Origin of the sequence: Neotamlana sedimentorum (genome assembly GCF_000943565.1) — a bacterium.
Classification (GTDB): domain Bacteria; phylum Bacteroidota; class Bacteroidia; order Flavobacteriales; family Flavobacteriaceae; genus Neotamlana; species Neotamlana sedimentorum.
In genome coordinates, this window is record NZ_JTDW01000023.1 from 17,024 (window position 1) to 32,496 (window position 15,473).

General features: G+C 31.3%; 15 protein-coding genes. 12 read left to right on the forward strand and 3 right to left on the reverse strand.

The features are described 5' to 3' along the window. Positions 1-7: 7 nt before the first annotated feature. The 5 genes from ftsH to PW52_RS16385 all read left to right on the forward strand — a co-directional run bounded on the left by ftsH (position 8) and on the right by PW52_RS16385 (position 4,416). Positions 8-1,963, forward strand: a complete 1,956-nt coding sequence (ftsH, locus tag PW52_RS16365; protein WP_044634064.1) for an ATP-dependent zinc metalloprotease FtsH — start codon at positions 8-10, stop codon at positions 1,961-1,963. 112 nt (positions 1,964-2,075) lie between these two features. Further along, entirely contained in the window at positions 2,076-2,687 is a 612-nt protein-coding gene (locus PW52_RS16370) for an LUD domain-containing protein (RefSeq protein WP_044634065.1), read from the forward strand. 2 nt (positions 2,688-2,689) lie between these two features. Further along, positions 2,690-3,511 carry a phosphatidate cytidylyltransferase gene (locus tag PW52_RS16375; RefSeq protein WP_044634066.1) on the forward strand — a complete coding sequence of 274 codons (822 nt, stop codon included), beginning with the start codon at positions 2,690-2,692 and terminating at the stop codon, positions 3,509-3,511. After that, complete coding sequence (locus tag PW52_RS16380) at positions 3,501-4,157, forward strand: phosphatidylserine decarboxylase family protein (RefSeq protein ID WP_044634067.1); 657 nt, start codon at positions 3,501-3,503, stop codon at positions 4,155-4,157. Before PW52_RS16375 ends, PW52_RS16380 begins: the two co-directional genes overlap by 11 nt. Further along, positions 4,150-4,416: an acyl-CoA-binding protein gene (locus tag PW52_RS16385; protein WP_044634068.1), complete on the forward strand. Its 267-nt coding sequence runs from the start codon at positions 4,150-4,152 to the stop codon at positions 4,414-4,416. Before PW52_RS16380 ends, PW52_RS16385 begins: the two co-directional genes overlap by 8 nt. Before the next feature lie 5 nt (positions 4,417-4,421). Here the strand turns inward: PW52_RS16385 and gldC are convergent, their stop codons facing one another. Further along, a complete protein-coding gene (gldC, locus tag PW52_RS16390; protein WP_044634069.1) occupies positions 4,422-4,754 on the reverse strand; it encodes a gliding motility protein GldC in 333 nt (110 codons plus the stop codon). After that, the gene (gldB, locus tag PW52_RS16395) at positions 4,754-5,734 is read right to left on the reverse strand and encodes a gliding motility lipoprotein GldB (protein WP_044634070.1); all 981 of its coding nucleotides are present in this window, start codon (positions 5,732-5,734) and stop codon (positions 4,754-4,756) included. The genes gldC and gldB overlap by 1 nt, the downstream gene beginning before the upstream one ends. A gap of 74 nt (positions 5,735-5,808) precedes the next feature. Here gldB and nadE point away from each other — a divergent pair, with 74 nt between their 5' ends. Both nadE and PW52_RS16405 read left to right on the forward strand, forming a co-directional pair. After that, positions 5,809-6,597: an NAD(+) synthase gene (gene nadE, locus PW52_RS16400; protein WP_044634071.1), complete on the forward strand. Its 789-nt coding sequence runs from the start codon at positions 5,809-5,811 to the stop codon at positions 6,595-6,597. A gap of 741 nt (positions 6,598-7,338) precedes the next feature. Next, positions 7,339-7,977: a response regulator transcription factor gene (locus PW52_RS16405; RefSeq protein ID WP_044634072.1), complete on the forward strand. Its 639-nt coding sequence runs from the start codon at positions 7,339-7,341 to the stop codon at positions 7,975-7,977. Here PW52_RS16405 and dnaG read toward each other — a convergent pair. Further along, complete coding sequence (gene dnaG / locus PW52_RS16410) at positions 7,972-9,930, reverse strand: DNA primase (protein ID WP_044634073.1); 1,959 nt, start codon at positions 9,928-9,930, stop codon at positions 7,972-7,974. The genes PW52_RS16405 and dnaG overlap by 6 nt on opposite strands. Before the next feature lie 88 nt (positions 9,931-10,018). Here dnaG and PW52_RS16415 point away from each other — a divergent pair, with 88 nt between their 5' ends. From PW52_RS16415 to PW52_RS16430, 5 genes are all read left to right on the forward strand, one after another. After that, a complete protein-coding gene (locus PW52_RS16415; RefSeq protein ID WP_044634074.1) occupies positions 10,019-11,200 on the forward strand; it encodes a tyrosine-type recombinase/integrase in 1,182 nt (393 codons plus the stop codon). 63 nt (positions 11,201-11,263) lie between these two features. Continuing rightward, positions 11,264-11,887, forward strand: coding sequence for a GNAT family N-acetyltransferase (locus tag PW52_RS16420; RefSeq protein WP_044634075.1), 624 nt, complete (start codon positions 11,264-11,266; stop codon positions 11,885-11,887). A 140-nt stretch (positions 11,888-12,027) separates the two neighbouring features. Further along, a complete protein-coding gene (locus tag PW52_RS16425) occupies positions 12,028-13,524 on the forward strand; it encodes a S41 family peptidase (RefSeq protein ID WP_044634076.1) in 1,497 nt (498 codons plus the stop codon). 333 nt (positions 13,525-13,857) lie between these two features. Further along, positions 13,858-14,001, forward strand: coding sequence for a hypothetical protein (locus tag PW52_RS17590; RefSeq protein WP_165586788.1), 144 nt, complete (start codon positions 13,858-13,860; stop codon positions 13,999-14,001). A 799-nt stretch (positions 14,002-14,800) separates the two neighbouring features. Continuing rightward, on the forward strand, positions 14,801-15,259 hold the full coding sequence (locus PW52_RS16430; RefSeq protein WP_044634077.1) for a hypothetical protein: 459 nt from the start codon (positions 14,801-14,803) through the stop codon (positions 15,257-15,259). Positions 15,260-15,473 lie beyond the last annotated feature (214 nt).

Sequence of the window (15,473 nt, forward strand, 5' to 3'; positions counted from 1 at the left end):
AACAACAATGACAAACGAAAATAACAACTCCAAAGACAAAAAACCTAAATTTAGTCCTTACTGGATTTACGGAATATTAATCGCCATTTTTATTGGATTTCAGGTTTTTAGCGGTGCTAATTACCAGAACGAACAATCTATTACACCATCGGAATTCTTCAATTTTGTAGAACAAGGTGATGTAGAAAAAGTGATTGTGGTTAACCGCAAAATCGCAACTGTGTACTTAACAAAAGAAGCAGAAGCGAAAGACATTCATAAAAACTCCATTCCGCAAACTTTTTTACCTTCAACAACCAAATTACCAAATTATAAATTTGAAGTTGGCAACCTTGAAAACTTTGAAAAAGATCTCAAAGAGATAGGTAAATATAATATTTATAGCCTTAAAACCGACGAAAATTATTGGGGAGATTTCTTAATTGGAATTTTACCATTCATACTTTTAATCGGTGTTTGGTTTTTTATAATGCGTAGAATGTCTGGAGGTGCTGCAGGAGGTGCCGGAGGACAAATTTTTAACATTGGTAAGTCTAAAGCTAAACTTTTTGACCAGAATACTAAAGTAAAAACTACATTTAAAGATGTTGCCGGTTTAGAAGGTGCAAAGGAGGAAGTTCAAGAAATTGTAGATTTTTTAAAATACCCAGAAAAATACACTACTTTAGGAGGTAAAATTCCAAAGGGCGCCTTATTAGTAGGGCCTCCAGGAACTGGAAAAACCTTATTAGCGAAGGCCGTTGCCGGCGAAGCAAAAGTGCCATTTTTCTCACTATCCGGATCCGATTTTGTCGAGATGTTTGTTGGTGTTGGTGCATCCCGTGTGCGTGATTTGTTTAAGCAAGCCAAAGAAAAATCGCCATCTATCATTTTTATTGATGAAATTGATGCTATTGGTCGTGCTAGAGGTAAAAACGCCATGTCTGGAAGTAACGACGAGCGCGAAAACACACTTAACCAATTACTTACCGAAATGGATGGTTTTGGTACAAATACTAATGTTATTGTATTGGCCGCAACAAACCGCGCCGATATTTTAGATAAAGCTTTAATGCGTGCTGGACGTTTCGACAGACAAATTTATGTTGATTTACCAGACGTTCGTGAACGCAAGGAAATTTTTGAAGTGCATTTACGCCCATTAAAAAAATCTGAAGGTTTAGATTTAGATTTTCTTTCAAAGCAAACACCAGGATTCTCTGGAGCAGATATAGCCAATGTGTGTAACGAAGCGGCTTTAATTGCTGCTAGAAATGGTAAAAAGGCTGTTGATAAACAAGATTTTCTTGATGCAGTAGATAGAATAATTGGTGGCTTAGAAAAGAAAAACAAAATAATTACACCAAGCGAAAAACGAGCTGTGGCTTTTCATGAAGCTGGGCACGCCGTAGTAAGTTGGATGTTAGAGCATGCCGCTCCATTAGTAAAAGTTACTATTGTTCCGCGCGGACGCTCTTTAGGTGCTGCTTGGTATTTACCAGAAGAACGTTTAATTGTTCGCCCAGAGCAAATGCTAGACGAAATGTGTGCGGCTCTTGGTGGTCGTGCCGCAGAAAAAGTTATTTTCGATAAAATATCTACTGGTGCCTTAAGCGATTTAGAAAAAGTTACTAAACAAGCTCGTGCGATGGTTACCGTTTACGGTTTAAGTGATAAAGTAGGAAACTTAACTTATTATGATTCATCTGGACAAAGCGAATATGGTTTTTCTAAACCCTATAGCGAACAAACGGCGGAATTAATTGATAAGGAAATTTCTGAAATTATTGAAAAGCAATACCAACGTGCTTTAGATTTACTTGAAGAGCATAAAGATAAGCTTACAGAACTGGCTGAAGTTTTACTAGAAAAAGAAGTTATTTTTAAAGATAATTTAGAGAAAATATTTGGCAAACGTGCATTCGAAAAGGAAGCCCCAATAGCAAAAAAGGTCTCTGAAGATATAGATAAAAAACAGGAATAGTAATTTATTCTTAACGTTTTGGTAAAAATCTTAAATTAATCACACGGTTAATTTAAGATTTTTTATATTTGGGCATCATCCAAGGAATTGAGATTAATAGCAAATCCACTAAATGAGTTTTTTTAGAAAGTTTTTTGGTTCAAAACTTAAGTCATCTGATGAAGAAATTAAATCGGATGACCGTGGCAAATACATGCCAGAAATTAAGCTACCCATTGATGAAAAGTTTACGATAAACTTTAAAGGCAATGGTGGCAAGTTCTTATATTGTGAAGATTTAACCGAAATTTTCGATAATTTTGAAAATATAATTATTGAAAACAATTGGAATAATGATAAGGCATTAGTTTTTGACAAAAACTTAGGAAAAAAGTTTAAAAACACCAGTTTAAAACCTACCTTAAATCTTTCAGAGGCCACCTATTTTTTAACCACCTGTGAGAACTTAATAGCCAATGATGGCTCATTACTAATATCATCGAAACAAATTTTCGAGAAAAAACTTCACGAATTACCTTTTAATCTTATTGTTTTTGCAACCACTAGCCAATTAGTTGAAAATATTGGCGAAGGTTTACGTGGCATAAAAAACAACAACAAACAAAGTATACCAACAAACATAACTACTATTAAAAATTTTAAGTCTGAGAAGGAAGACAAAAACTTTTTAAATTACGGCAGTAGTTCCAAAAATTTATACCTTCTGCTTTTAGAAGATTTGTAGTAATGAAAGAAACACTTACGCGCTCACTTTCTGGTTTACTATATGTTGCCTTACTAGTTTTCTGTTTACAATTCGAACATTTACTAATAGCACTTCTTTTTATTTTTGGTTTGGCTTGTTTGGCAGAGTTTAAAAAACTTATTCAATTTAAAAGCTACATACCGTACATTATTTTTGTCTTGCTTTATGGTATTTTTGGATATTGGCAAACCATTTTAAATACCGGTTTAGGATTAAGCGAAGCCATAAAAATCCTTACCGTATTTTCAATTTTTGTTAACTTATTTTTAATTCAAGATTTGTTTTCGGTAAAGCGAATTCCGTTGTTTTTCACAAAACGCTATTTACTTACTACCTTTTATTTATCTAGTGCATTTGTATTTTTAGTTTTAATAGCGAACTACTTCGACTCCTTTAATTCAAATATTTTGTTTGGGTGTTTTATTTTAGTTTGGAGTAACGATACCTTTGCTTATTTAGTAGGCAAAAACTTTGGGCGCCAAAAGCTATTCGAAAAAATTTCACCTAAAAAAACAGTTGAAGGATTTTTAGGCGGCTTATTTTTTTCATGTGTAGTTAGTTATTTTATTGCTAATTTTACAAATACGCTAGATTTTACCAACTGGCTAATTTTAAGCATTATAATTAGTGTTTTTGGCACCTTTGGCGATTTAATAGAATCAAAATTTAAAAGACAGGCTCACGTAAAAGATAGTGGAGGCATTATGCCTGGTCATGGTGGTTTACTTGACCGTTTAGACAGTATTATTTTTGCCGCACCATTTATATATTTATTTTTAAGAATATTACATTATGTTTCATAAAGAAGGTCATAAAATAATTTTTATTACACTGGTAACTGTTGTTGCCGCGTGTTTACTAGTCGATAATTTTGTTTCCATTAATTGGTTACGAACTTTAATTTTAATTGGGCTGGTTATATTTTTAGTTTTGATTTTACAATTTTTCAGAAATCCAAGGCGTCATACTGCCTTAAACGACAACCATGTTGTATCGCCTGTAGATGGTAAAGTGGTGGTTATTGAAGAGGTTTTTGAAAAAGAATATTTTAATGAAAAACGACTACAAGTAAGTATTTTTATGTCCCCTTTAAATGTACACGTAACACGGTATCCAATTAGTGGAAAAGTTATTTTTAGCAAATACCATCCTGGAAAATATTTGGTGGCATGGCATCCAAAAGCAAGTGAAGAGAACGAGAGAACGACGGTAGTTGTAGAAAACAGTACTTATGGAAAAGTTTTGCATAGACAAATTGCGGGTGCATTAGCAAAACGAATTGTTAATTATGCTAAAGTTAATGAAAAGGCGGAACAAGGCAGCGACTCTGGGTTTATTAAATTTGGCTCTCGAGTAGATGTATTTTTACCATTGGATACTAATATTAAAGTAACACTTAACCAAAAAGTTCGTGGTGGAGAAAGTGTAATTGCACAACTAAATGAATAAAAAAGAACTTGATATTGCATTTAAAGAGGCGGTAAAGCGAGTTAACGCACATACCGAACCGTTTCCTGCAGATACATTATTAAAACTTTACGCTTACTATAAAAAGGCTACTAACGATTATAGTAGACCAAAAAGTAAAAAAGCCATAATAAACGCATTTAAAACAAATGCCTTATTTCAAGTTAAAAATATAACTCAAGATAAGGCAAAACAAATTTATATCGATTTAGTAAACAATTACTTTTTATATAGAAAGTAGTTTTACTATTTTTTTAATTCTAATTTTTCGGCAAAGTAATCGCAAAAATCTTTCATAGTTGCTGTCATTTTTTCGTCTTGTGTTGCTCTGTTAAAAGTATTACTCATAGCAACTAATGTTTGGTGAAAGAACACTTTCATTTCATCTACTGGCATATCTTTTGTCCATAAGTCTATACGCAAAGTTTCTTGAGCTTTATGATCCCATACCGCAAGCATCATTGCTTTAGCTTCTTCGTTTGTTATACCACCATCTTGAGCTGTCCAGTTTAATTTTTCTGGTACGCGGTTTTCATCAAGTTCTACATTAAGTTCTATTTTAGAGGTAATATTTGCCATTATTTTCTGGGTTTAAATTTTGTATTGTTATAAATATCTTCAGTACTTGTAATAAGCATTTCTTTAAATGAAACACTATTTTGATTCATGTAAGCACGTACAATTTGCCAACCAATATATTGTCCTATTTTACCAGGAGAGCTACTATCAATGTCTTCTAAATAAAACTTACTAAACGGTGCGTCAACTATAAAACGTCCAGGTAATTTAGAGCTGGTACTAAATAACAGTTCGCGCTCTACAAAATACTGCCAAATGTAACTTTCATTTTCAATAGCCCAATTTAACTGGTTTTGAGAATAACCAATTCGCTGTGCTTCAGTTTTAAAAGGCACAATTTTATCTTTAAAATAAAGAATTTTGCCAAAGTAAATCATTTCATCCAATAAGGTTCGGTGTTGCGGGTGATAAATATATTTCTGAGCATATTTTTCCGCCATATCTACAACCAACTGTTCTTTATTAAAATTAGCTCGAATAAATTTTTGTATTCCACTGTAAAACTCATGTTCACTTCCTAAATACGTATCCAACGATAAAACAACAATAGTATCGGTTACAACTACTTTGTTTCGATAATCTACATCGTTAGTTATGGCTATAATCCGAGGAGTATAAAATTCTGGAAAGTAAAACTTTAAATGATTGAAAAGCGATTCTATCTCTATTTTAGTATCAGTAAAATCGCCAAAGGCTTTATCTACTTCTTTAAAAAGCTGTTGCTGTAAAGTATCATTTTTCTTGGCAAGCCAAAATGAATCCTTAAATTTTTCTGAAAACATAAATGGATATGCCTGTTTTAATTTAGGTAGTTTTTCGGCATTTACATTAGCAAAAAAATGATCGAAACGCTCAATCTCAATATCTAAATTAATTTTTCCGATTTCGGTTTCTAATTTATTCTCTTTTTTACATGAATATAAAACGGTTAAAAAAAGTAACGCAATAATTTTAATTTTAGCTTTAAACTTAAACACCATAAATTTTTATAAATTAAACGTATAGTTTATTTTTGTTTACAAAGGTACTATTATCATAATTAAATTCACTTAATATGCAAACAGAAAAAGTTGTAGATTACATAGTAAACTGGTTAAAAGATTATGCAGTAAAAGCAGGAGTTAAAGGGTTTGTTATTGGAATTTCAGGCGGTATAGATTCTGCAGTAACCTCAACACTTTGTGCTAAAACAGGCTTACAACTTTTATGTTTAGAAATGCCTATTCACCAAGCATCATCACAAATTAACAGAGCTTTAAACCATATAAATTGGTTACAAGAAAACTTTGATGCTGTAAGAATGACTCAAGTTAATTTAACTCCAGTATTTGATAATTTAGTAGTAAGTTTGCCTCCTGTTGATAATGAAGAAGAGCGCTTTATGTCGTTAGCAAACACAAGAGCTCGTTTACGAATGACATCACTTTATTATTTTGCTGCATTAGAAAAGCTTTTGGTTGCCGGTACAGGAAACAAAGTAGAAGATTTTGGTGTTGGTTTTTATACTAAATATGGCGATGGTGGAGTCGATTTAAGCCCAATAGCAGATTTACTAAAAACAGAAGTTTATGAAATTGCTAAATTTTTGGGCGTAAACCAAGAAATTATTGACGCCCAACCAACGGATGGTCTTTGGGGTGACGACAGAACTGATGAGGACCAAATTGGAGCTTCATACCCAGAATTAGAATGGGCTATGAAAATGAACGATGAAGGTAAAACTGCCGATGATTTTACAGGCAGAGATAAAGAGGTCTTTAACATTTACAAGCGTTTCAATACTGCTAACCAACATAAAATGGTTCCTATCCCTGTTTGTGAAATACCTCTTGATTTAAAATAGAATTCCAGTGCGAAGGCCACTAAACAAATGATTTTTGCCACTATAAACGGCAAAATAAGTGCTTTAAACAATATATTTATTAGAAAAGGCAACTATAAGACTATGAGTGGTTTTTCAAGAATAGTGAAATGGAAGGTATAACCGGGAATAAATTTGGACGGAAAAAAGAGATTATACAATACGAACTAGTTTTTGTAAATAAAACTAAAAAAATGATTGAAATCTTTGATGTTCAATTAAACATAAAATTATAAAAGTACGCTCAGCGTGAAGGCTTTATTCTAGATTACTCTCAAAAAAAACCACCAAGTTTAATTACTGATTTAAAATATTAACCACCCGTTATATATAGATAAAACTAATAATTTCCTAGTTTCTTTTATGGATTACAATTTAATTAGATAAATTAATAACCCAACATATTGCAATTACAATATTTTTTTAAAAAAAACAGAATATTGGGGTTAAAATTTGTTTTCTAGCAAAAAAAAATTCTAAGCCAAATTATTAATATAATATATTTTCGATGTCAAAATTGATTAACTTATTTAATTTTTTAGAAAATATTCCCGCATTTTACACATATCGAAAAACATTATACTTGCATAACTTAAACTTATATATAATAAGTTAAATTTATTTTCTTTTATTTTTAGAAAGTAAAATTTTACTACATTTACAATCAGCTTAGTCTCTCACACAATTATATCTCAATTTAATTGTAAAAAAAGCTTAAATATTATGATCAAAATTTTGTTAGCAGACAACCACCCAGTAACACGAAAAGGGTTAGAAGTCTTATTTACCGCAACTCAAGATATTGAGGTTGTTGGAAGTGTAGGTGATGGAGAATCCATCATTGAATTTGTAAAAAGAAATCCTGTTGATCTTGTTTTAATGGAAACCGATTTACCAAAACTAAATGGGTTAACGGTATTACGTTATTTTAAAAAAGATTTTCCTAACGTAAAAACTTTAATTTTTAGTGCACAGCCCGAGGAGGTTTACGCTTTAAACGCTATTAAAGCTGGTGCCTCAGGTTTCATTTCTAAATCTGAAAACTTAATCACTTTAAGTGAAGCTATTTACAAAGTAGCCGAAGGCGGTATTTACTTAAGCAATGATTTAACCCAACAGTTAGCCTTTGGTAACCGTGTAAGTAGTAATGGTAAGGCCTCTTTTTACAAGAAACTTTCTACAAGAGAAGCTGAAGTTTTAAAATTACTAACCATTGGTAAAAAGAACAAAGAAATATCACAAGAGTTAGATATTAACGAAAAAACAGTTAGTACTTACAAAGCGCGTTTAATGCGTAAACTTAAAGTTACTAATTTGGTTGATTTAGTTAATCAAGCAAAACTTGCCGAGGAAGTTTTATAACACTCTATTAAGTTTTCGAGATAATAACATTTTTAGACCCGAATAGTCTTTAACTTCTTCAAGTATATTTCTATTCGTGTCTACTTTGTTATTTAATGTTTGATTTTGAAACTCTTTTACTTTTAAATCTATTAAAAAACACCTTAAACTTAAAATGGTTTCGCTAACCAATTGCGCAATTGTTTCGGTTTTAGCCTTCGGATAAATATTTTGTCGTTCCCAATCGTCGAGCGTATACCGTTCATCTTCCATTAAAATGGTTGTTATTTCGCTAGCCATTGCATTATCAACTGTATTCACAAAACTATTCAGTTCGAAATTGGGATCTTGATTTAATTTTTCAATTATTGTATAGTATAATGTCTTAAATTTTGGATTTGTGAATTCCATTTCGTCATCCTGTAAATCTAAAAACACTTTTTCGAATACTTTGGCTTCATGAATTACAGGTTCCAATCCTAAATCACCAGATTCATTTTCCTTTAAAACTAAATCTTCAAATTCTTCAGTTTTATTTCCGTAAAGTAATAAAATTTCAATTATTTTTCGTTCTAAAAGATATTGTACATCAACTTTTTCAACCGGTTGTTGATTCTTTATAACCTCAAAAGCCTTTTGGTCTTTTTTAAATTGCTTATCAACTTCTTGTCCCTCTTTTTTATTCATTTGTGCTAGAGTACTAAACAATACTTCTTCACTAATATCCATTATATTCGAACATTCGCGAATATAAATTTCCTTTTTTATTGTGTCGGGAATTTTAGAAATAGAGTTTATAATATCACGTACGGTATCGGCCTTTTTTATAGGATCGTTTTTAGACTCTTCGTATAAAACCGAGGCTTTAAATTGAATAAAATCTTTGGCATTTTCGTTAAGGTACTGTGTTAATTCTTCTAAGCTGTTTTGTTTTGCAAAACTATCGGGGTCTTCGCCTTCAGGGAATGTACATACTTTTACATTCATGCCTTGTTCTAGTATTAAATCGATACCACGAAGTGAAGCTCGCATACCCGCCGCATCACCATCAAAAAGTACAGTAATATTTTTAGTTAATCTGTTTATTAACCTAATTTGTTCACTGGTTAACGCGGTTCCAGACGATGACACCACGTTTTTTATTCCGCTTTGGTGAAACTGAATTACATCGGTATAGCCTTCAACTAAATAACAATTGTCTTCTTTTGCAATGGTTTGTTTGGCATGATAAATACCGTAAAGCACTTTACTTTTATGATAAATATCACTTTCGGGCGAATTAAGGTATTTGGCTGCTTTTTTATCGTTAATTAAAATACGTCCGCCAAAGCCTAAAACGCGTCCGCTCATACTTTTTATAGGAAACATAACGCGCCCTTTAAATCGGTCGAAACGTTTCTCATCCTTTACAATTGTTAATCCTGTTTTTTCAAGAAAATCGATATTGTAACCTTGTTTTAAAGCTTCGTCGGTAAAGGCTTGCCACTCGTTTGGAGAATATCCTAAATCGAAAGTTTTAATGGTTTCTGGAGTAAAACCACGTTCTTTAAAATAACTTAAGCCAATGGCTTTTCCTTGATCGGTTTTATGTAATATTTTCTGAAAATAAGTGTTTGCAAATTCGCTTACCAAATATAAACTTTCGCGTTCGTTAGCCTTTTCTTTTTGCTCATTGCTTTGCTCGGTTTCTTCAATTTCGATATTATACTTTTTAGCTAAATATTTTATGGCTTCGGGGTAAGTAAAGTGTTCGTGTTCCATTAAAAAAGCCACCACATTGCCTCCTTTTCCACTAGAAAAATCTTTCCAAATTTGTTTTACAGGCGACACCATAAAACTAGGTGAGCGTTCGTCGCTAAACGGACTTAAACCTTTAAAATTACTTCCCGCTTTTTTTAATTGTACAAAATCGCCAATAACCTCTTCTACTCTAGCGGTTTCGAATACTTGGTCTATAGAACTTGGTGATATCAATTTTAAATATTTTAAGTTGTAAAATTACGTATTACTATCGATTTTTGAAATATAAATATTTGTTGTATTTTTATTACAAAACCTATTTATGCAAGCTCTTCCTTTAGTTACTTTAAAGCGTCAATATCACAGAAAGGCGCATCAAATTACTATAAATTTTAGATACAACGACACCTTAATTCAACTTTTACGACAAAAAACGGAAGCTAAATGGAGTAAAACTCACAGCGCTTGGTATGTGCAAAATAACCCAAAAAATTTGAAAACTATTTTTGCTGTTTTTAAAGGATTTGCTTCTGTTAATGCCGATGATATTTTCAATGAAAAATTACCCGAAAAAAAGTTTCCGAAGAAAAGAATTAGACAATTAACTGATGACAACCGAAAGTTATTAAACAACTTTTTTAAATATTTAAGAGGCAAACGTTATAGTGATAGCACGGTGAATACCTACACACAATTGGTGGCCGATTTTGTAGAATTTTATAATAATGAAGCTTTTGAAAATTTAAATAACCGCAGTGTTGAGCATTACATTGAAACTATTTATATTAAACGTAATTATGCTATTAACACACAACGCCAATTTATTAGTGCCATGAAACTATTTGTGGGCTTTTATAAGATTACTAACATTAACGATTTAGAATTACAGCGTCCTAAAAAAGCAAGGATTTTGCCTAACGTTTTGTCTTATATTGAAATTATAAGATTAATACAGGTTACCAAAAACTTAAAGCACCGCATGGTTATTGCTTTAATTTATTCGTCAGGTTTACGAATTAGTGAACTTATTAATTTAAAGGTTGCCGACTTAGAAATTGATAGAAGACAAATTTTTGTAAAAAATGCGAAAGGAAAAAAAGACCGTTATGTAAGTTTAGCTGAAAGTGTTTTACCGTTATTAAAAAATTATTTAATGACTTATGAGCCTAAAAATTATTTAATTGAAGGGCAACATGGCTTAGCTTATTCGGATAGTAGTATTCGAAAATTTTTAAAACAATCGTGTAAGTTAGCCAATATAAAGAAACTTGTTTCGCCGCATACTTTGCGCCATAGTTATGCTACGCATTTACTTGAGCAAGGTGTTAATTTGCGCCATATACAAGAGTTGCTAGGGCATGCCAGACCAGAAACCACAATGGTGTATACGCATGTAGCCCGAAAAGATTTATTAGATATACAAAGTCCGTTAGACAAGGCAGTTAACCAACTAAAGCATGTTGATAATACGGAAGATAAATTCCTATTATCCCGCAAGAATTGATGGATATTTTGTTATATTTATCAGGATATAACTAGTTGTGTGTAAGCTAAAAAAACGAACTGAATGCTAAATTTCGACTTTAAAGAAAACTATATTTTAGAAGATGATTTTGTAAAATTGAGTCCTCTAAAAATTGAACACGTCAAAAATTTAATCGAAATAGCAAATGAAACTGATATTTGGAAATACTCTTTCGTAAAAGGAAATGGAATTGAAAATCTGACTAAATATATTCAGTCGACTATTGACAATCGGAAAGTGGAAAAAGATTATCCTTTTGTAGTTTTTGACAAAATAAAAAATCAGTTTGCTGGAAGTACAAGATATTGCGAAATAGTTCCAAGTTTAAACGCAATCCGATTAGGATATACTTGGTACGGAAAACAATTCAGAGGAACTGGATTAAACAAACATTGTAAATATTTATTATTTGAATTCGCTTTTGATAAAATGGGAGCTGAAAGAATCGGACTTGGAGCCTACATCGAAAACGAAAGAAGTATTAGAGCAATGGAAAGTGTTGGATGTCAAAAAGAAGGTATATTACGTGGGATATTTCCAGCGATGAATGGAATTGGACGAACTGATGGAATTTTAATGAGTATTCTGAAAAATGAATGGAACGAAAATGTAAAATCTGAGTTGAAAAACAAACTGAATAAAGCCTACACACAACAACGTGTATAATTAATTGCTTTTTACGTGCCTACTTGCGAAAATTCCTGCGGAATTTTCACGGGTTCGTAAAAGTTTGCTAATTTAGTTGCTCAACCACGCAACTAACCATACACAAACACGTTAGGCACAATTAGAAAAAACAATCCCCAATGAAAATATACATAGTCATTTTATTATCAATCTTCACGTTTAATTGTAATGCACAAAATGAAAATGAATATTTAACCAAAAGTCAAATTGAATATGATTTGACAGTTCTTGACGAAATTCTTCAGAACACATCTTCATATCAAGGATTAAATGGATATGAATACAAAAAAGATTTTGACAAATTTTTAAATACTATTGAAGACAAACAAATAACCAAATTTGATTTTGAGATTTTTTTATCTAAGACTATTGGGAAAATTGGAGATAGACACTCATATATTAGAGGCAAAAGATTGCGTAATTCACTATTCTTTCCGCTGGCATTTGCACCTTTAGATAATAAAGTTTTAGTTATCGATTATAACAGAGAAAACAAAGATTATCATTTATATAATACAGAATTTCCATATTTAAAATCAATTAATAATATCCCAATTGAAGAATTAATATCGCAAATTCTTCCTAAAGATATTCTTGCACCAAAACAAACGCACTTTACTCGTTCAATTAGAGAGTTAAGAGAAATAGAAAATGTTTTTAAAACGCTAAATATCAAGTTACCTAATCCTATTCAAATAACGCTAACAAATAAAAAGGGGCTTAATAAAAAAATAAATATAAAATTAGTTCCTAAAGCAGAAAGACAAAGAATCTGGGATGAAAGATTTCGTGTTAAAAACTTCTTTCTTAAAGAAGAAGAGTCAAACGATAAGGAAATTATTAAACAATTTTTTACACTAAAAAATAATATAGGATATGTTCGTATTGTCGATATGCTAGACAAAGAGGATAGTCCTATATTCTTTGAATTTCTTAATAATTTTATGTCAAAGGCAAAGCAGACAGATGCTTTAATTATAGATGTGCGAGATAATGGTGGTGGAACTCGTGATTTAATTCAAGAATTTGCTGGATATTTAATACATCCTGATTCTGTTTATGTCGTTAACGCTACAAAACAGAGAGGGAAATTACCTCTGAATGATGAATTAAAGGAATATTTGCATTATCGCTTTTTATACTCAAAAAACGAATTAGATAAGAGAGAACAAAAAGCAATTGACAAATTTATGACTTCATTTAAACCAATGTACAATTTGGACAATAGTAAATTCAGCGATTATCATTATTATATTTTAAATGGTCAGAAAATTACGAAAGACAAATACCTTTATGACAAGCCAATTTATATACTAACCAATGAAAGAAGCTTTAGCGCTGCTTCTGTTTTTATCTCTGTATTTAAAGGATTACCGAACATAAAAATTGCAGGAGTAAATACCGATGGTTCCAGCGGAAATAGTGAACGGTTTGAATTACCAAATTCTGAATTAAGAGGAAAAATAAGTACAATGGTGTCTTTCCAAAAAGACGGTAATATATTGGATGGAATTGGTACAAAACCAGACATTTTAATTGAAAGGAATTTAGACCAAGTTTTTTGGAAAGAAGATTATCAACTTAACAAATTAATAAGAATAATAGAACAGGAATAATAACTGTGCCTAACAGTGTGTATAATTAATTGCTTGGGTCTGTCTATACTCGGAAAATCCTCCGGATTTCCCTAACGTTCGGTTTATTCTTACTAGATTAGTTGCGAAACAATCGCAACAAACCATACACGAACCGTTGCCAACCATACAACTGAACCAAGTATTTATTATACTGACTACTGAAATCTCTTTATTTTTTTCCCTTCTTTTTAGTTTGTTTGCGGATAAACCTCTGATTGTTAAAAACTTGTTAAAAACGTTTCATTTGTATTCGTTTTGAATACAAATAAAAAAGCTAATTTAGTCTTGCTGTTAATTTAAAAACATTGGATTATGAATGACAAACAAAAAGTTAAGACAATTCGCCTCAATCCAAGTCTTTTAGAGACAATTTCAGAATTGTCAAAAAATGAAAATAGAAGCTTTAATAATATGGTAGAGACATTGTTATTAAGAGCTACTGGTTCTTTGAAATAGATATGAAATAAATTTTTATATCTTTGTATCGTCTAAATTGCGACAGAAATGTCGAATTAAATGTAATATGAGTATTTAAAACTAAGCCTGTTTTGCTTGTTCTCTGTGTTTCTATTAAAAAACATTTATCTCATTTTACAAAATAAAGCCCTGTTTCCACAACGGGGCTTTTAATTGCCACATAGTGTGGTAGTGCCTGATTTTTGGTGCTGACCTTTGCAAAATGAAGGTTTAATCCAAGTCAGCCATTAATTCGACTGTAATTATGGCGCGATTTAGACAAAAAAACGGCAAAAGACAGAAGTTGGTATTTCGTAGATTCATTGTAAAAAATGGAAAGCGTATATACCCAAAAAAAGCGAAATGCTTCGCTTTTTGGGTGACTCTGTAATATAGGATAGCTTTGTTTTATAGGGAAGTTTTGTGGAGCTTCCCTTTTTTTATTTACGGCGAATATATATTCAACGGATATAATTTACAAAATATTGTGCTTTTATTTACAAAATTTTAGCATAAAAAGTGTAATTCATCGGTTTTTTTAGTTTTTTCTCACTTTTTTGCTTCCGACTGTCAGCAATCTGCCTTCCCTCAAAAAAATAAAGTATTCAGTATGTCAATGAACGTCTGAACTGATTGAAAAGTACAGTTGGCAACAATGTATATACTTTATTGCTCGGTTCAGTTATTACTTCCGAAAATTCTTCCGAATTTTCTCTGTCAGTTTTTATTTATTATCTTTCGGTTTGTACACGCAACAAAGCATATACAATTCCGTTGTAAAACATTAAAAAAAAACTGTATGAAATCAATATTGACAATATTCTTAATATTACTTTTAGGAACTTCAACTTTCGCTCAAAATCAGAATTCGAGATTGAGCATAATGAAAGCTGAAAAACCAATTTTGATAATAAACGACAGTATAATTGGAAGTATTGATTTGTTGAACAAAATATCCTCTGACAAAATTGAGGAAATGAATGTTTTTAAAGAAAGAAAATTAAGTTCTAATTGCTTATTTATTGAAAATGAAAAAAGTGCAGGAATTATAATTGCGAATATTAATCACGAATTTAAACTCAAATCTCAAAAAGAATTGAATCTATTTTTTAGACTTAATGAGGAAAATAATATTTATGTTAACGGATATTTAATTGAAAATAAAAATATCTCATCTGAAAGCATTGTCGGAATTAAATTAATAAAAGCTGACAATTTTAGACTAAAAAAACCTGTTTTGAATATAGAAATTGAATAATAACGTTTTACAACAATGTATAACCGCAATTACGGCGGATTCGACTGCGTCCGAATCCACTCGGAATTGCTAACGTCAGTGCTTAATTGAAAATTATTAACTTTAAATCCGTAACTGACGGTTATACGAGACCGTTGTGTTTAATTAAAAAAAACATCGATAGATGATAGAGAGTCGTAACAAATGGAGTTAAGTGAGAGAACCATAGAAAGTA